This is a genomic window from Nocardia sp. NBC_01503 (genome assembly GCF_036327755.1).
GTDB lineage: Bacteria > Actinomycetota > Actinomycetes > Mycobacteriales > Mycobacteriaceae > Nocardia.
Map to the genome: position 1 here is coordinate 8,262,181 of NZ_CP109596.1, position 18,035 is coordinate 8,280,215.

General features: G+C 66.7%; 14 protein-coding genes. 6 read left to right on the forward strand and 8 right to left on the reverse strand.

Going from position 1 to position 18,035, the window contains the following annotated elements:
• The first annotated feature begins 73 nt into the window (after positions 1-73).
• Positions 74-877 (forward strand): SDR family NAD(P)-dependent oxidoreductase, encoded by an 804-nt coding sequence (locus OHB26_RS38310; RefSeq protein ID WP_330182117.1) that lies wholly within the window; start codon positions 74-76, stop codon positions 875-877.
• Positions 878-1,292: 415 nt separating this feature from the next.
• On the opposite strand, the gene OHB26_RS38315 is transcribed toward OHB26_RS38310, so the two are convergent.
• From OHB26_RS38315 to ctaC, 3 genes are all read right to left on the reverse strand, one after another.
• Positions 1,293-2,078, reverse strand: coding sequence for a ParA family protein (locus tag OHB26_RS38315; RefSeq protein ID WP_330182118.1), 786 nt, complete (start codon positions 2,076-2,078; stop codon positions 1,293-1,295).
• Positions 2,079-2,194: 116 nt separating this feature from the next.
• Positions 2,195-2,611, reverse strand: a complete 417-nt coding sequence (locus tag OHB26_RS38320; RefSeq protein WP_330182119.1) for a cytochrome c oxidase subunit 4 — start codon at positions 2,609-2,611, stop codon at positions 2,195-2,197.
• A 13-nt stretch (positions 2,612-2,624) separates the two neighbouring features.
• Positions 2,625-3,620: an aa3-type cytochrome oxidase subunit II gene (gene ctaC, locus OHB26_RS38325; RefSeq protein ID WP_330182120.1), complete on the reverse strand. Its 996-nt coding sequence runs from the start codon at positions 3,618-3,620 to the stop codon at positions 2,625-2,627.
• 589 nt (positions 3,621-4,209) lie between these two features.
• Here ctaC and asnB point away from each other — a divergent pair.
• Positions 4,210-6,171, forward strand: coding sequence for an asparagine synthase (glutamine-hydrolyzing) (asnB, locus tag OHB26_RS38330; RefSeq protein ID WP_330182121.1), 1,962 nt, complete (start codon positions 4,210-4,212; stop codon positions 6,169-6,171).
• Between the two features lie 58 nt (positions 6,172-6,229).
• Here the strand turns inward: asnB and OHB26_RS38335 are convergent, their stop codons facing one another.
• From OHB26_RS38335 to OHB26_RS38345, 3 genes are all read right to left on the reverse strand, one after another.
• Complete coding sequence (locus tag OHB26_RS38335; RefSeq protein ID WP_330182122.1) at positions 6,230-8,149, reverse strand: sigma-54-dependent Fis family transcriptional regulator; 1,920 nt, start codon at positions 8,147-8,149, stop codon at positions 6,230-6,232.
• A 266-nt stretch (positions 8,150-8,415) separates the two neighbouring features.
• Positions 8,416-9,144 (reverse strand): IclR family transcriptional regulator, encoded by a 729-nt coding sequence (locus OHB26_RS38340; RefSeq protein WP_330182123.1) that lies wholly within the window; start codon positions 9,142-9,144, stop codon positions 8,416-8,418.
• Positions 9,145-9,151: 7 nt separating this feature from the next.
• Positions 9,152-10,621, reverse strand: a complete 1,470-nt coding sequence (locus OHB26_RS38345) for an APC family permease (RefSeq protein ID WP_330182124.1) — start codon at positions 10,619-10,621, stop codon at positions 9,152-9,154.
• 391 nt (positions 10,622-11,012) lie between these two features.
• Here OHB26_RS38345 and OHB26_RS38350 point away from each other — a divergent pair, with 391 nt between their 5' ends.
• Both OHB26_RS38350 and OHB26_RS38355 read left to right on the forward strand, forming a co-directional pair.
• Positions 11,013-12,557: an amidase gene (locus OHB26_RS38350; protein ID WP_330182125.1), complete on the forward strand. Its 1,545-nt coding sequence runs from the start codon at positions 11,013-11,015 to the stop codon at positions 12,555-12,557.
• A gap of 41 nt (positions 12,558-12,598) precedes the next feature.
• Positions 12,599-14,128 (forward strand): APC family permease, encoded by a 1,530-nt coding sequence (locus OHB26_RS38355; RefSeq protein WP_330182126.1) that lies wholly within the window; start codon positions 12,599-12,601, stop codon positions 14,126-14,128.
• A 106-nt stretch (positions 14,129-14,234) separates the two neighbouring features.
• Here the strand turns inward: OHB26_RS38355 and OHB26_RS38360 are convergent, their stop codons facing one another.
• Positions 14,235-14,630: an ankyrin repeat domain-containing protein gene (locus OHB26_RS38360; protein ID WP_330182127.1), complete on the reverse strand. Its 396-nt coding sequence runs from the start codon at positions 14,628-14,630 to the stop codon at positions 14,235-14,237.
• Positions 14,631-14,726: 96 nt separating this feature from the next.
• Between OHB26_RS38360 and OHB26_RS38365 the strand changes: the two genes are divergently transcribed.
• Together OHB26_RS38365 and OHB26_RS38370 are read left to right on the forward strand one after the other, a co-directional pair.
• Complete coding sequence (locus OHB26_RS38365; RefSeq protein ID WP_330182128.1) at positions 14,727-16,100, forward strand: FAD-dependent oxidoreductase; 1,374 nt, start codon at positions 14,727-14,729, stop codon at positions 16,098-16,100.
• Between the two features lie 131 nt (positions 16,101-16,231).
• Positions 16,232-16,942 carry a hypothetical protein gene (locus tag OHB26_RS38370; protein ID WP_330182129.1) on the forward strand — a complete coding sequence of 237 codons (711 nt, stop codon included), beginning with the start codon at positions 16,232-16,234 and terminating at the stop codon, positions 16,940-16,942.
• Between the two features lie 58 nt (positions 16,943-17,000).
• On the opposite strand, the gene OHB26_RS38375 is transcribed toward OHB26_RS38370, so the two are convergent.
• Positions 17,001-18,020 (reverse strand): hypothetical protein, encoded by a 1,020-nt coding sequence (locus tag OHB26_RS38375; RefSeq protein WP_330182130.1) that lies wholly within the window; start codon positions 18,018-18,020, stop codon positions 17,001-17,003.
• Positions 18,021-18,035: the final 15 nt, after the last annotated feature.

Sequence of the window (18,035 nt, forward strand, 5' to 3'; positions counted from 1 at the left end):
GGACGGCTTCGATACTGTCGGCGGGGTATCGGTGCATGGTTCAGCCCATTCATGACTGAAGGTTGCCTGTCCCATGATGGAATTCCGTACTGCTCGCCGTCCCCGTCCCGCAGACAGCTCCATTGCGGGTAAACGCATTGTCATCACCGATGCCTGTTCCGATATCGGCCGGGCCACCGCACGATTACTCGCCTCCCACGGCGCAGAGGTTCTCCTCGTCGCGCGCCGCGGGAGTCAATTGGCCCAAGATTGTGCCGCCATAGTCGATTCCGGCGGCCGGGCGCATTGGAATCGCTGCGATCTCTCCGCCCTCGGCGATGTGGACCAACTCGTCGAATGGCTGCTCACCGATTTCGACAGCATCGATGTCCTGATCAATAACGCCGGCCGCCCGGCCCGCCGCCCCGTCCTGCAATCCCTGGACCGCTTCAGCGACTACCAGCGCATGATGGCCGCCAATTACTTCGGACCCCTACGACTAACGCTCGGCCTGCTACCCGCCATGCTCGCGGGCGGCTCCGGTCACGTGGTCAATGTCGGGCCCTGGTCCCTGACCACCGGCGCCGCACCGAATTTCGCCTCCTACGCCAGTTCACAGGCGGCCTGGACCACCTTCGGTCAATGCGCCGACGCCGAACTCTCCCCCCGGGGCATCCACGTCACCGCGGTGCACTATCCGGCCTTCCGCATAGACGCCACCGCCCCTACCTACTTCACCGAACAACCGGCCCTGGATGCCACCGAGGCCGCCGAATGGATAGCCACCGCCATCCGCACCCGCCCCACGCATATCCAGCCCCGCTTCCCCCGAGCCCTGCTCGGCCTCACCGGAATGTCGCCCCGCACAACCCGTTTGAAGCACGCCCTGGGCATCTGAACCAGCTCCACCGATGAGGGGAGACGGGGTGCCCACCCGCCGGGCACCCCGCCTCGTGCCCCCATTTCCGGTGTCGGCACAGACCGGCTGGTTCATATACTCTCCTCCGAGTCCACTTCGGAAGAGCAGTTGGAGGTCGCCAGTGCCGCGCCGAACGTATGGCACCGGCCAACCCTCGGGAGTGCGTGCGCTGTCCGAGCGCTTATATACCGGTCAGAACGCGGGGGTCTCCGGCGGGAACAAGGAACGGGCGCGAGCAGCAGCGCGTCGAACTGGTCTGCCCGCCCTGGTGTTCTTCTGCTGCTCGATGGTCGTCGCTGTTCTATTGACGGTCGTACTGATGGCAGTGGTGGCCATCTTCCCGGCCCTGATTTTCGCCATCGCTTAACGGCGCCGCGACCGCGTAGCGGCCGTACTACTTGCCCGCGCGGGCCAGGAACTCCTTGGCGAGGGCTCGGTATTGGTCCGCGCCCGCGGATTTTGGGGCCCAGGTGGTCACGGGTTCACCGGCGAGGGTGGCGTCCGGAAAGCGGACGGTGCGGGAGATCTGGATGTCGTAGACGCGGTCGCCGAAGACTTCCTTGACTCGGGTCAGGACCTGGCGCGAGTGCAGGAGGCGGCGATCGAACATGGTGACCACGATGCCGGACAGGCTCAGGTTGGGATTCAACCGGTCTCGCACCTTCTCCATGGTGTCGGTCAGCAGGGCCAGGCCGCGCAGCGCGAAGTACTCCGGTTCCATGGGGATGATGACGCCGTCGGCGCAGGCCAGGGCGTTCACCGTGAGCAGGCTCAGGGACGGCTGGCAGTCGATGAGGATGTAGTCGTAGCGGTCGCGGATGGGGTCCAGCACGCGGCGCAGGCATTGTTCGCGGCCGACCTCGTTGACCAGCTGGATCTCCGCCGCGGAGAGGTCGATATTGCTGGGTAGCAGGTGCATGTTCTCGACGCCGGTCTTCATCAGCACCTCGTCCACCGAGGGCGCGTTCCGGCCGAGTAGGTCGTAGATGGTCAGTTCCAGGTCATTGACGTAGACGCCGAGGCCCGCGGAGAGCGCACCCTGGGGGTCGAGATCGACCAGCAGGACTCTGAGTCCCTGCTCGGCGAGCGCCGCACCGAGATTAATGGTCGAGGTTGTCTTCCCGACGCCGCCCTTCTGATTGCACAGGGCCACGATCTGCGCTTCAGGGGTTGCCAACATGTTGCCAGGCTAGCCCTACGTCGCGTCGGCGTGTCGTTGCGACGCGGGAGTAATCGCTCACAAACGCAAAGCGCCCCACCGGAAATCTCCGGTGGGGCGCTTCGAGAGCTTGTGGCTCAGTGCTTCTCGGGTCCCATGTGGTACTCGAAGACCAGCCCGGCGGCGGCGGCGAGAATGCACACCACGCCGATACCGATCAGCCAGTACTGGAAGAACGCGAAGCCCAGGGCGGCAATGGAACCCGCGCCCGCGAGCAGGATGGGCCAGAACGAGCCGGGCGAGAAGAAGCCCAGATCGCCCGCACCGTCCGCGATCTCCGCCTCTTCGAAGTCTTCCGGACGCAGGTCCAGTCGACGGGCGACGAAGCGGAAGTAGGTGCCGACGATGATCGCCAGGCCCGCCGTCAGCACGATGGCGGTGGTACCGGCCCATTCCACGCCGGTCCGCGACTGGGCGGTGAAGTAGGCGTAGACGACGCCAACGATCGCGAAAAAGACCGCGAGCAGTTCGAAGATGCGAGCTTCGACCTTCATGTCAGTTCATCCCTCACTTGACTTCGGAGGCGAGTTCGTTGCCGCGCGCATCGCGCTTGGTGTTGAACGGCTTGGTGGTGGTCGCGACCGGGGCCTCGCCGATATCGGCCAGGGCGGCGGCATTGGTCTTACCGGCCCGGCGCGCATCCAGGTACTTCTGGAAGTTCTCCGGGGACACCGCGCGAACCTCGAAGTTCATCATCGAGTGGAAGGTGCCGCACATCTCGGCGCAACGGCCGACGAACGCGCCTTCCTTCTCGATCTTGGTGATCTGGAAGACGTTATCGGAGTTGTTCTGCTTCGGGTTCGGCATGACGTCCCGCTTGAACAGGAACTCCGGCACCCAGAAGGAGTGGATGACGTCCGCGGCGGCCAGCTCGAACTGAATGTTCTTACCGGTCGGCAGCACCAGCACCGGGATCTCGTTCGAGGTGCCGACGGTCTCGACCTTGTCGTAGTTCAGGTACGAGATGTCATTGGCCGGCAGACCGTTGTTCGGGCCGGGTTGCGGGTGACCGTCCTCGGTGCGCTCCGCGTACTCGTCCTTGATCTGCTGGTTCATGTCCTGACGGACGTGATCCACACCGTCGAACTGGTAGCCGCCCTTGAAGTCGACCTTCTGGTAGCCGAACTTCCAGTTCCACTGGAACGCGGTCACATCGACCACGACATCCGGATCCGAGACCTTCTCGTGCACGTAGTTCTGCACCACCACGGTGAAGTAGAACAGCACCGCGATGATCACGAACGGAGCGGCCGTGTAGCTCAGCTCCAGCGGAACGTTGTAACCGGTCTGCCGCGGGAACTCCGGGGAGTCCGCCTTCTTACGGTGGAACGCGATCGTCCAGAAGGTCAGACCCCAGACCAGTACGCCCATCGCCAGCGCGGCGAGGACGGACCATGTCCAGAGTTCACGCATCCGGGTGGCCTGGGGGGTGACACCCGAGGGCCAACCGAACCGGAGCCACGGGTTGTCGATCGAGCAGCCGGAGACGAGCATCGCGGTCATCCCCAAGGACACCGCCAGCCCGGCCCGTCGAAGGATGCGGCCCTGCCGACCCTGGGCGGGTCGTGCCCCTATCGCTTCGCTCGCCTTGTGCGCCACGCTCAACGCCTTCCTGGTCGTCTATTCGACTGGCGTCGCCCGGGCTCCCTTCCGCCGGGCGACACAACTACAGCACGTTTGGGAGCTCCGAGCCCGGTCGCGCACAACGCATGATCGAGCCCGGGAGTTCCCGAGTACTACGCAGCGTAGACCAAACCGGGCATGCCTTTGTGGTGGGGTCGACTTCGACACTCCGGAAACTGCATAAGCCGTGGATACGGCCTCTGGCGGCGCGATCAACGCGCGTGCGGCAGTGTTTATTTGCCCTGCGCTTCGCTCCGGGCGGGGGTTCGCGACCCCTCGGTCTCACTTCTTCCCTCCCTCCACTCCTCCGCTTCGCTCCCCCGCTCCGCTCAGTCCAGAAGTGGGACGGCCGCGAACCTTTCATGCGGCCGCCAGGGTGGGATCACCGCGGGTGCGGCATACTCGGACAGTAGGTTTCGCGTGTTGGCGCGCGATCATCGTGATTCCCGGAAGCGAGGTTCTGCCCGCAGTGTGTGGACTGCTCGGATTTCTGACGGCTCAGACGGCGACCACCCCGGATGGGCGGACGGTCGAGACCACGGCGGCGCAGGTGTACGAGGCGCTGCACTGCCAGCGGCATCGCGGCCCCGATGAGAAGGGCACCTGGAACGACGATCGGATGATCTTCGGCTTCAACCGCCTGTCCATCATCGATATCGAGCATTCGCATCAGCCGCTGCGCTGGGGCCCGCCGGAGAATCGGGAACGCTACGCGCTCACCTTCAACGGCGAGATCTACAACTACCTCGAACTGCGCGAGGAGTTGCGGGCCGCGCACGGCGCGGAGTTCGGCGATGAGCCGATGTTCGCGACCGAGGGCGACTCCGAGGCGATTGTCGCGGCCTTCCACTACTGGGGCGCCGAGGCGGCCAAGCGACTGCGCGGCATGTTCGCCTTCGCCATCTGGGATACCGAGCAGCAGAAGCTGTTCGTGGCGCGCGATCCCTTCGGCATCAAGCCGCTGTTCCTGGCCACCGGGGCGGGCGGGACCGCCTTCGCCAGCGAGAAGAAGAGCCTGCTGGAACTGCTTCCGGCGCTGGAGCTCTCGGATGAGCTGGATCCGCGGGCGCTGGAGCACTACACGGTCCTGCAGTACGTGCCCGAGCCCGAGACGCTGCACAAGAGCATTCGCCGCCTCGAATCCGGTTGCTACGCCTGGATCGAACCCGGTCAGGCCCCGCGTTTCACCCGATACTTCAACCCGCAGTTCCGGGTGCGGCCGTTCGGCGATGCCAAGACCCGGTACCGGGAGATCGCCGCCGCGCTGGAGGATTCGGTCGCCAAGCATATGCGCGCCGATGTCACCGTCGGCTCGTTCCTGTCCGGTGGTATCGACTCGACCGCCATTGCGGCGCTGGCGATTCGGCACAATCCGAATCTGCTGACCTTCACCTCGGCGTTCGAGCGCCAGGGGTATTCGGAGGCCGATGTGGCCGCCGAGACCGCCGAGGCCATCGGCGCGAAGCATTTCATCCGCATGGTCACGCCCGAGGATTTCGCCAACGCGATTCCCGAGATCGTCTGGTACCTGGACGAACCCGTGGCGGATCCGGCACTGGTGCCGCTGTACTTCGTGGCCAAGGAGGCCCGTAAGCACGTCAAGGTGGTGCTCTCGGGTGAGGGCGCGGACGAGCTGTTCGGCGGGTACACGATCTACCGGGAGCCGTTGTCGCTCAAGCCGTTCGAATACCTGCCCAAGCGAGTGCGCAAGCTGGCGGGGATGATCTCGGATCGGATTCCGGAGGGGACCCGCGGTAAGAGCCTGCTGCATCGTGGTTCGCTGAAGCTGGAGGACCGCTACTACGGCAACGCGCGCAGCTTCAATGATGCCCAATTGCGTTCGGTGCTGCGCGAATTCCGCCCGGAGTGGACGCATCAGGATGTCACCGGTCCCATCTACGGCGTGCAGGACCGGAGTATGGATCCGGTCGCGCGCATGCAGCATCTGGACCTGTTCACCTGGTTGCGCGGCGATATCCTGGTCAAGGCCGACAAGATGACCATGGCCAACTCGCTGGAACTGCGCGTGCCGTTCCTGGACAACGAGGTCTTCAAGGTCGCCGAGCAGATCCCGTTCGAGCAGAAGATCACCAAGGAGACCACCAAATACGCGCTGCGCCAGGCGCTGGAGGACATCGTCCCCCCGCATGTGCTGCACCGCGCCAAGCTGGGATTCCCTGTCCCGCTGCGGCATTGGCTGCGCGGCCCGGAGCTCTACGACTGGGCCAGCCAGCAGATCGCCGACTCCGGCACCGATCACCTGCTGAACAAGGCGGCCGTCTCGGCCATGCTCGAGGCGCACCGCACCGGCCCGATCGACCATTCGCGTCGACTGTGGACGCTGCTGGTGTTCATGGTCTGGCACGGCATCTTCGTCGAGCAGCGCATCAAGCCGGAGATCCAGGAACCGGTCTACCCTGTCAACCTCTGAGCGAGGCGCACGACTGATTCGACCGGTCGGCCTCCGCGCGTAACAGCGCGGAGGCCGATCAACCGGTCAGCTTCTGCCCCACTCGAATTCCGTACGCCTGGATCTTGCGATACAGCGAGGACCTTGCGATCCCGACCAGTTCCGCAGCGTCCCGGCGATTCCCGCCGGTCTGAATCAGCGCCCGCACAATGGCCGTCCGCTCGGCCGCCTCGATCGGCGTCAACCTGCGACCACCGGAGACGAAACAGGTCTCCGGCAGATCCTCGGCCCGCAGATCCCCCACCGGACGCCGAGTCAGCGCGGTGCGCAACGCATCTCGCAGCTCGGCTACATTGCCGGGCCAGTCGTGACCCAGCAGCACCCGCAGCATGCCGGGTGTACAAGCAACCGTCCGTCGTGGTGCCAGCGCGCCGAGCAGGTGCGAAACCAATTGCGGCACATCATCGAGCCGATGCCGAAGCGGCGGCACACTGATGGAACCGGCGAAATGCCGCAGCACGACTTCGAGTTCGGAGTGTGGATCCCGGCCACAAGCACGCCGGGATGACCGAGCGTGGTCATGCCCGTCCGGCGGCACCGGCCCCTCGCCCAGTGGTTCGCGCTCGCTGTCCAGCGGTAGGCGCTCCCCATCCGGCGTCAGTCGCTCGATATCGGGCAGTGCGCCTTCGGAATTCGGGTTTGCCATGGTCGCGACGAGCCAGCCGTCAGTGCTGAGTGATTCCAGGGTGCGGTCGAGATCCGCTTGGTCGGTGGACAATTCGTCGAGGTGGGCCAGGACCAGGGTGGGCTGGCGGGCGGCGGCCAGGGTGGCGGGGAGATGGGCGAACGGGTTTTCGCCGCGGCAGTCGACGATGACCAGGGAGCGGGTGGGGAAGGTGCGGCGGTGCGCGGCGGTGATCAAAGTCAGTTTGCCGGTACCGGATTCACCGGTGACTACCATCGGGGTGCTGGTGCTAGCGGCCTCGAGTATCTCGCCGGTGACGCGTCGCCAGGAGGTGGAGTTGCCGGGGACCTCGGGCATACCGACCGCTTTCACCGCGGCACGGCGGGGCCGTGGTTCGGGGGCGGTGAGGTCGACGCGCAGCACCACACCGGCGATCTCGGCTCCGACGGTGACGGTTTCGGGGCGGACACGCGCGGTGCGGCCGGTGGGCAACTCCACATCCAGCACCATGCTGTCGCGCAATCCGGTGAGCCCGGTGGCGATTTCGCGCAGATACGCCTTCTCCTGCGGCAGCAGTTGCTGATTGGCGCGCGTATCGCTCATGAACACATCGCCGCCCAGTGACATGACCGGCCCGCGCCCGGTGCGGCTCACCCGCAGGAAGCGTTCCAGCACCGCCTGCTGATGCACCGATCCGCTGACACGCAGTTCGATCTCGATATTGCGCGCGGCCTGCTGTGCCAGCGAATGCATGAACGGGCTGGCGTCCTTGGCCAGGCAGCTCAGATCGAGCACGCCCTGGATGAGCCCGGTGAGCGGATCGCGGATCGGCGCGCCCGCGCAGGCGAAGACAGTGATGTTCTCGGCGAAATGCTCATGCCCGGTAATGAATACGGCTTTTCCCGAGGCCAGCGCCGTGCCGACCCCGTTGGTGCCGACATCGTCCTCGCTGTAGTTGAAGCCGGGTGCGAAGAACACGGTGTCGAACCGGCCGCCCAGCAGCCGCTGATTGTCGCGCCGGATGAGCACCCGCGAATTCCGGTCGGTGAGCGCGATACTCACCGCCAGATCGCTCAACTCGGCCTCGAGGCGGTCGATGACGGGCAGCGCGCACTGGACGAACCTGCTCCGCAGATCCAGATCGGCGACATAGCCGCGATCGAGCACATTGGTCAGATCGCTGACGCCCGCCGCGAGCGATCGCTGCCAGGATGCCGACACCAATCCCGACACCCCGTCGACGGGTACATCACCCGAGCTCAGAAAGGTTTCGCGCGCCCGCACGACCGGGATGCTGCGTCCGGTCAGACTCACCGAGGCCCCCTCTCGCCCTTTGTTGCCGCGTTCACCGCCTCAAGTGTCCCAAAGTGGGACATCGTATCCGGGTGATTCCACCTGAAACTGATGACACCAACGACTGTGACCACAGCCGCTGACGGATACGTGCCCCATTCGGCTGTGGCACCTGTTGGAGTGCCCGCCCGCCCCGGCCACGGTGCCAGTGTTGTCACCCGTGATCAACCGCCCAAGGTCACGTCCTGGGCCGGGGCAGGTGGTGCGGCATATATCGAGATGCCGAATCAATACAGCAGCGGGCCAAGGAGTTTCGCGTATTTGCGGGCCGACTCGTCATGTTCCAGCAGCGCCGCGAACCGGCCGCTCGGTCCCGAAACACAGAGTGCGCCTTCGGCGGTGCCGTGTTCGCTGTACACCGGATAGGCCAGGCAGGCGATTCCGGGCACCAATTCATTGACCGCGGTGGCATACCCGGTCTCCCGGATGACCCGCATCTCCTCCGCCAGCACCGCGGGCTCCACATGGGTGTGCGTGGTGATCCGCGCCGGATCGGAAACCATTGCCCGCCATTGGGTCCGGGTGGAGAGCAGCAGTTTGCCCGCGGCCGAAGCGTGCGGATGCCGTACGAGTTCACGCTCACCCTGCACCGGATGATCCGGATCCTCATTCGCGACCTGCACCGACGCACTGCGCAAATGCATGAGATGTACGGCGAATCGGGTCGTCGTCCGGAACTCGGCCAGGCACTGCCGCGCCGCACCGGGCACGACGGGGGTGTTCAGCGCCCCGGCCAGACCGTGCAGTCGCACACCGAGTCCGAAGCCGCGCAAATCCGCTGTGCGCACCAGGTATTCGTCCGCGACCAGGGCGTTGATCAGGCGATACGCCGTCGCCGGTGCCATATCGAGACGATGCGCGATCTCCTTGGCGGTCACGCCGACCCCGCATTCGGCGACCACCTCGACAATGGCCAGGGAGTTGGAGACCGCGTTCGCGCGGCGCGGGTCTTTCACGGCGGCGCTACCGGAACGTCGCGGTCTGGAGCAGATCGACGCGGCGCGGTTCATCGTAGATTCCGATGCCGCGCAGCCGATTCGGTGCGAATACCCGCAGCCAGGCGGTGTAGACCAGCGCCGCGGCCAGTACCGCGGCATAGCCGGTGAGCAGTTCGGAGTTATTGGCCTGATTCGAGAACGCGGCCGCCGCGACCAGCAGTGCCAGCAGCCCGGCGGTCACCGTACCCAAAATGGTGAGCGCCCGGCTGGATTCGTGAATCCGGCGCAACAGTGCGGGCCCGGCGAGGCAGGCGGGCAGATAGCTGCCCAGATAGCCGAGCGCGCTGAGCGTCAGGAAGGAGCGGATTCCGTCCTGCGGTTCGGTGCCCGCCACGAGCGCGCCGACCGCGCAGGCGGTGACCACACCCATGGTCAGGACGATGGCGTGCGCGGGCGTATGGAAGCGCGGATGCGCGCGGCCGACGATCGCCGGGGCGATACCCTCGCGGCCCATGGTGAACAGCACCCGGACCAGCGCGTTGACGGACGCGACGGTGCAGGCGAAGAAGGAGGCGGCGATACCGAGGTCCACGATCGCGGCCAGCGCCGACGCGTGCTGCCGCAGCAGCAGATCGGTCACCGGCGTCTCACTGGCCGAACCCAGGCCCGAACCTCCGCTCAACGCAATCGATTCCGCGCAGACGGCGAAGACGTAGATCACGCCCGCCGCGACCGGCGTCCACACCAGGGTCCGGGGTACCGAACGGAATGGGCGATACGACTCCGAGGAGAGCGTGGTGGCGCTCTCGAAGCCGACGAAGGCGCTGATCGCGACGACCGCGCTCATGGCCAGATTGCCGGTACCCGGATGCGCGACATATTCGTGCGGCACCCGGGGCCCGTCTCCGCCGCGCAGCAGCAGATACCCCATCAGCGCCAGCATCACGCCCACCGAAACGCATTCGACCAGTAGCGTCACCCCCGCCGAGATGCGAATCCCGCGCACCATGAGCAGGACCGCGACCGCCGCGGCCACCAGCAGCACCGCGATAACGGCCACGGTGGAACCGAATCCGCTCACTCCGGCGGTGACGCCGATCTGCCCCGCGTAGGTGCCGACGGCGATCAACCCGGCCACGCTCACACTGCCGTATCCCACGATCGCGGACCAGCCCACCGGAATCGCCACGGTCGGCCCGAGCCCCTGTGCCACATAGGTATAGAGCCCGCCACTGACCGCGAGCCGCTGCGCCATCGGCCGGATCAACAGCGCCACACAGGTCGCCAGCAGCCCGGCCGCGACGAAGGCCAGCACACTCGCGCCCCCGCCCACCGCGCTGATCACGAAAGGTGGTGTGACAGCGGCGGTTCCGGACGGCGCGATGGCCGCCACCGACTGCGCGAACACCGGCAGGAACGGCAGTTTGCGGCGAGTGAGCCCACGCAGCGACGACCGCCGCACCACCAGTGGCGGACTGGGCGTGGAGGTGGGCATGCTGGATCCGGCTCCCTGCTGCGGTCGGTCGAAGTCCCACAGCGTGCTCGATGCCGATGTCGGGCAGGTTAATTCCGGTTACGACCATTTATCGCGAGGTGAGAGAATTCCCGCCCCGATTCTCTCGTTCCCGGTCACCGTGACACGACTCCCCCGTTACAGCCGCCGACTACGGTTTCGCAGCAACACAGCACGCGGTGCATACCGAATCCGCGGACAGTGACTCGCACCATAGCTACGGAAGGTGGAATCAGCGGTGGCCGAACAGCGCGGCGAGAATTCCCGAAGGGGAATTGCCGACCACAATTCCGGAGCGCGGAATTCCACTGCCGCGTCACGACATGATTCGACACCCGCGCCGCATGAGTTTCCGCCCTCGACAACGGGTCCGATGGTCGGCAGTACGCGGGCCGTGAATCGCCGCACCGCAATGGGATTGGCGGCGAAAGCGGCGATGACGGCCGCGCTGGCCGCCGGTTCGATCGGTATGCTCCGCGCCGCTCCCGCCACCGCCGAGGCGCCCGACGCCGCGGAGCTGGCCTTCACCTCAGCGACCGAATTGGCCCGCCTGGTCGCGGCCGGGCAGGTCTCGGCCACCGAGCTCGCCACGCTGTTCCTCGATCGCGTCGATCGGTTGAATCCGGCGCTCAATGCCTTCACCACCGTCATGCGCGACCAGGCGCTGCGCCAGGCCGCCGAGCTCGATGCGCGGCAGGCGCGGGGTGAACGACTCGGCCCGCTGCACGGTGTGCCGATCGTGGTGAAGGACGAGGACCATGTCGAGGGCATTGTCACCACCTATGGCGGCGGGGCGTTCTCGGTTCCGGCCGCACGGGACAGCGCGGTCGTGGCGCGGCTGCGGGCCGCCGGTGCGGTGATGCTGGGCAAAACCACCATGCCGGAGTTCGGAATCTGGGCGTTCACCGAATCCGACGCACACGGCATCACCCGGAACCCGTGGGATCTGTCGCGGTCCACCGCGGGATCATCCGGTGGTACGGCGGCCGCCGTCGCGGCGGGGCTGGCCCCGCTGGGTGTGGGCGGCGACGGTGGCGGATCGATTCGGCTCCCCTCGTCCTGGTGCGGACTGTTCGGGCTCAAACCGCAATTGGGGCGGGTGAGCGCCGCCCCGAATCGGGAGCTGTGGAACAACCTCGGCGTCATCGGCTGCCTGTCGCGGTCGGTCGCGGATTCGGCGCTGTTCTACGACATCACCCAGGGCTCGACGCCCGACGTGGACGTGTACAGCGCGGCCGCGCTGGACGGCAGCTTCGTCCAAGCCGCGGCGACCCCGCCCGGCCCCCTGCGCATCGCCATCTCCACCAAACCGGCCAGTCTCACCGCCACGGTGGACCCGGAGACCGCGGCCGCGCTGGAATCCCTCGGCCATCTGCTGGAATCGCTGGGCCACCACGTCTTTCACGGTGAGCCCGCCTATCCGGACATCACCGCGGCCTTCGAGCCGATGTGGCTGGTCTCCCCCGCCGCCGAATCCCGGCGCGCCGATCATCCGGAGCTGCTGGAGCTGCGCACCAAGGAACTCGCGCTCTACGCCATACCTTTCGACAATCCCGCCGCCATGGCCGCCGCCCGCGCCGCCACCGACGATGTGATCGCGCGCGTCATGCCGTTCTTCGATACCGCCGATGTACTGATCACCCCGACCACGCCGGGTCCCGCCTGGCCCGTCGGACAGCTCACCGGAATGGATTTCCACGGTGCGGCGCTCAAATCCCTTCCGGCGGCGAGCTGGACCAATATCTGGAATGTCTGCGGTAATCCGGCCGCCGCCATTCCCACCGGATTCTCCGGTGCCGGACTACCTTTGTCCGCGCAATTGATCGGCCCGCCGAACAGCGAATTGCGGCTGATTTCCCTGGCCGCGCAGATCGAACAGGCCCGGCCGTGGTCGAATACCCGGCCCCCGGTCCGCTGAATTACCACAGCTCTGAAATCGGTTCGTAGAGAGATGAGTTCATGACCCAGCAAATACAGGCCGAGGCGGTAGTCCCGGCCGCATCAGCCGAATCATCCAGTGGCGCATCGGGTGTGCACCGATTGAAGCCGAATGCGGTCGGACTGCTCGGCGTGGTCTTCATGGCCATTGCCACCGCGGCCCCGATCACCGCCATGACCGGCAATGTACCGTTCATGATCTCCTCCGGCACCGGGACCGGCACGCCCGCCGGATTCCTGATTGCCATGGTGGTGCTGGCGATCTTCTCGGTGGGATTCACCACCATGAGCAAGCACATCACCGCCACCGGAGCGTTCTACGGATTCATCTCCTACGGGCTGGGCCGCACCGTCGGCCTGGCGGCGGGATTGCTCGCCGCCTTCGCGTACATGGTGTTCGAGCCCTCGCTGGTCGGCATCTTCGCCAGCTTCGGCACCAATACCGTTGGGGCGCAATTCGGTATCCATGTGCCGTGGTGGGTGTTCGCCATCATCATGCTCGGGATCAATGCGATCGGCACCTGGTTCGGCATCGCCGTCGCGGAAAAGCTGCTGGTACTGCTGCTCGGCACCGAGGTGCTGGTGCTCGCGGTCATGGCGGTCGCGGTCGCGCTGCACGGCGGTGGGCCGCACGGGTTCTCGTTCGAACCGTTGAATCCGGTGAACGCCTTCGCCGGACCGTCTGCGGGGCTGGGATTGTTCTTCGCCTTCTGGTCGTGGGTCGGATTCGAATCGACCGCCATGTACGGCGAGGAGTCCAAGAATCCGAAGAAGATCATCCCCAAGGCCACCATGATCGCGGTGCTCGGCGTGGGCGTGTTCTACGTGCTGGTGTCGTGGATGGCCATGTCCGGCAACGGCATCGGCGAATCCGCGAGCCTGGCCGCCTCGGACAGTCCGATGGATGTGTTCTTCAATCCCACCAATGCCTATGTCGGGCACTGGGCCGTGATCGCCATGCAGTGGCTCATGATGACCGGATCGCTGGCCTGCGGTATGGCCTTCCACAATTGCGCGGCCCGCTACCTGTACGCCCTCGGCCGCGAAGGCGTGATCCCGGCGCTGCGGCGCACCATCGGCCGCACCCATCCCGGGCACGGGTCACCGCATATCGCGGGCCTGGTGCAGACGGTGTTCGCCGCGCTGCTGGTGCTGGCCTTCGGTCTCGCGGGCAAGGATCCGTACTCGGGCACCTACACGCTGCTGGCCATCCTGGGCACCATGGCGATCCTGGTGGTGCAGTCCACCTGCTCGTTCGCCGTGCTGTGGTACTTCCGCAAGAACCATCCCGAGACCCGGCACTGGTTCCGGACCTTCGTGGCCCCGCTCGCGGGCGGGCTGGCCATGCTCGCGGTGGTCGGCCTGCTGATCGTGAATATGGGCGTGGCGGCGGGCAGTGAATCCGGTTCGCTGGTGCTGCACGCGACACCGTGGCTGGTCGGCGTGATCGCGGTGGGTGGTCTCGCCGCGGCACAATACCTGAAGAAGCGCAGCCCGAACCGCTACGCACTGCTGGGCCGGACGGTCCTGGAGGAGACGCACAAGCGCTGACAACAAGACGAGGGCGGGCATCGCATTCGATGCCCGCCTTTCGGCTGTCAACTGCCCGTCATCCCGGCATGCTTTTGGGCCGGGATCCACCCGTACCAGCAGCCTTCTACTTCAGGAAGCTCTCCAGAAATGCCGTCCGATCGAACATGGCGGCCGTGTCCCGCGCCGAGGGGCTCCCCGCGTCCGGATCGGCTCCGGCGGCGATCAGCGCCTTCAAGATCTCCGTCTCACCCTTGAAAATCGCTCCCGCCAAAGGTGTTTGGCCCGCGTCATTGGTGACATTGGGGTCCGCGCCATGCGCGAGCAGGGTGGTCACGGCGGCTTCGTTGCCGTGATAGGCGGCCAGCATCAGAATGCTGTCACCGTTCTCGTTGGTGAGGTTGGCCGGTACACCGGCATCGAGGTAGGCCGCCAATTTCTCGGCGTCACCCTGGCGGGCGAAGTCGAAGATCTGACCGGCCAACTCGAGGACCTTGTCGGCATCGGGGTCGTTCGCGCTCATTGGTCCAGTACTACCACCACCGGGTGCAGTCCGGAACAGGCGATTCGCGGGTGCCGCGTCGGCGCACGACCCGGACCGGGACGTAACGTCATCGGTATGACTGAGCGTCTGGTGATCATCGGCGGGGATGCGGCCGGCATGTCGGCGGCCTCGCAGGCACGGCGAATGAAATCCGCGGAGCAGTTGCAGATCATCGTCTTCGAGCGCGGGCATTTCACCTCCTTCTCCGCCTGCGGAATCCCGTACTGGGTGGGTGGTGAGGTGCGCGAGCGCGACGAACTCATCGCCCGCACACCCCAGGAGCATCGGGCCCGCGATATCGACCTGCGGATGCGCGTGGAGGCGCTCGAGCTCGATGTCCCCGGTCACCGGGTGCGGGCGCGAGATCTGGAGGCGGGCACCGAGACCTGGGTCGATTACGACAAGCTCGTCATCGCCACCGGCGCGACACCCATTCGGCCGCCGATTCCCGGCATCGACGCACCCGGCGTGCACGGGGTGCAGACCCTGGACGACGGTCAGGCGCTCATCGAATCGCTGGAATCGAATCCGGGCCGGCGCGCGGTGGTGGTCGGCGCGGGCTATATCGGCGTCGAGATGGCCGAGGCGCTGATCAATCGCGGCTACGAGGTCACCATGATCAACCGTGGCCCGCAGCCCATGGCCACCCTCGACCCGGATATGGGTGCGCTCATCCGGAAGTCCATGGAGGGCATGGGTATTCGCGTGCTCTGCACCGCCGAGCTCACCAAGGTGCTGACCGATGACACCGGCCGGGTGCGCGCCGTCGCCACCGCCGAGGCCGAATTTCCGGCCGATGTGGTCGTACTCGGTATCGGCGTGCGCCCGAATACCGAATTGGCCCGTGCCGCAGGGCTTCCCCTCGGCCTGCACGACGGGCTGCTGACCGATCTATCCATGCGGGTGCGCGGGTACGAGGACATCTGGGCGGGCGGTGACTGCGTCGAGGTGCTGGACCTGGTCTCGGGCACCGAACGCCATATCGCGCTGGGCACACACGCCAATAAGCACGGCCAGATCATCGGCGCGAATATCGGCGGCGGTTATGCCACCTTCCCCGGCGTCGTCGGTACCGCCGTCAGCAAGGTCTGCGATCTGGAGGTGGCCCGAACCGGCTTGCGGGAGAAGGACGCTCACGCCGCGGGCCTGCAATTCGTGACCGTCACCATCGAATCCACCAGCCGTTCCGGATACTTCCCGGGCACCGCCCCCATGACCGTCAAAATGCTCGCCGAACGCCGCACCGGTCGCCTGCTCGGCGTGCAACTGGTCGGCCGCGAAGGCGCGGCCAAACGGATCGACATCGCCGCCGTGGCGCTCACCGCCCGCATGACCGTCGAGCAGATGATCGCCCTCGATCTCGGCTACGCACCCCCCTTCTCCCCCGTCTGGGACCCCATCCTGGTCGCCGCCCGCAAGGCCGCGCTCGCGGTGGAGCGCAATCGGTGAAATCGGCGGGGAATACCGGCGGAGTTGACGGGAATAGCTCAGCGGAGGAGATTGTCGGGCATTGTTAGGGGCGAGGTCCGGGCAGTAATCTCCCGCAGCTGTCCATAGGGCCCCCGGCAGGAGTGTTGCGCGTGAAGTGGCGATGGTCTCGGGGCGAGGAAGAACCGGCGAAGCCCGCCGGGGTCGAGCCGGTGCGCAGAGCCGTGAAACCGCGCGGGCCATCGGTTTTCGAGACCGCTATGCGCGCGGCCGATGCCGAGCCCGAGGCGCGAACTCGACTGGTATTGACCGCGGTTCGCGAACTGCTCGGACGCGATGACGACGCCGAGTTGGCCCGGGATCGGCGGCTGGTGCAGGAGCGTCTGGTCGAGGCGGCGCGGATCGCACCCGATGCGGCATTGCGGCTGCTGTGCGATGTGGCGGATCGGTGCGGGATAGAGACCGAGGCCGGGCGGCAGGCCCTCACGGTGTGGACGCGGGAACCGGTGGCCGCCGAGTTCGCGCGCACCTGGTTCGCGGCCGAATGCCTGATCGAGGACAATGCCGAACTCGGTGTGTGGCTGGCCAATTCGGTGCGCGCCGAGGTGGTGTCGGCCGAGTTCCGGCGGCTGGCCCGCGAACATCTGACCGGGCTGGTGGACCGGCATTTCGAGCGCTATCAGTTCTCCGGGTCATCGGTGCCGGTATGGCAGGTGCTGTACGCCCTCGGCCCGGCCAGCAGGTCGGATTGGTTCCTGCGGCTGGCCGAGCTGGCGGAAGCGCGCGGTGAGGCCGGCGAAGCCGCGCGCAGATATGAACTGGCACAACGCTTCGGTGGCGCAAGGACCCCGGGCAAGCGGTGATCGCGCAACCGATCCTCCCCACCCATTCCAACCATCGAAGGCACATTCGGGAGGTGGCTCAGCCGCGCCGGCCGCGAGCGGCCTTCACCCGGGCCGCACCCAGAATGGTGAGGATCATGACGGTCATCATCTGGAGTGTGTTCCAGTCCAGCGGCTCGGCGGGAAGTGTTGCGGCAATGGGAATTTGGCGCGGCGGCGGTTTGACCACCGGCGGAGCGGGCGGCACGGCGACCGGGGCGGGCACCTCGGGCGGCGTAATAGGCGCGACGACCGGGGCCGCGGCGGGTGCGGACGGGAAGAGCAATGGAATGCCCGCCGGTTCGTCCGGGACCGGGAGCAGCAGCAGGCAGGTGAGCAGCGCGCTGCCGGTGACCGCGCTGCCCAGCATGACGCTGCCCGCACCCGCCGAGCCGGGGCCGACCAGCCCACTGGAGCCAGGAACGAAGCCGGGACCGATCAGTCCGGAGCCGAATCCACTGCCGGTGATCAAGCCGAGACCGATGGCGGCGCTGCCGATTACGGCGCTGCCCGCACACGCGGTCAGCACACTGCCGGGCTCCAGGCCGAGCTTGTCGCCGAGCGTGCCCGCGGCGGGACGCACCGGCCCGCCGAAGGCGTGCGCGATGGCCCCACCGGCCAGCGCGATTCCGGCCGCGACGGGATCCGCGCCACTGCTGCCCGCACTACCGGTCGCCGAGCTGCCGGTACTCGGATAGGCACCCTCGGCGACCGGATTCAAGGCCAGCGCACTGCCGGAGGTCGCGCCACCGGCACCGGTGCTGCTGCCCGAGGAGGCACCACCATTGGCGGAGCTGCTACCCGAGGCTCCGGCGCCCACGCCCGAGCTGCTGCCGGAGCCGCTACTGCCGGAGCCCAACCCCAGTGAACTTCCGGTCGGCCCGTCGATGGGTGCGAGGCCATCCGAACCCGCACTGCCACTGAGGATCTCGCCGATCGAATCGGGAATTCCCGGATCCGCCGCGGCCACCCCCGCATGCATGGCCAGTATCGCCGCCGCGATCGGTGCCGCCGTCGCCGCCGCGAATCTGCCCGCGCCGCCGTGCTTTCTCTTACTCATATGCGAAAACCTCTT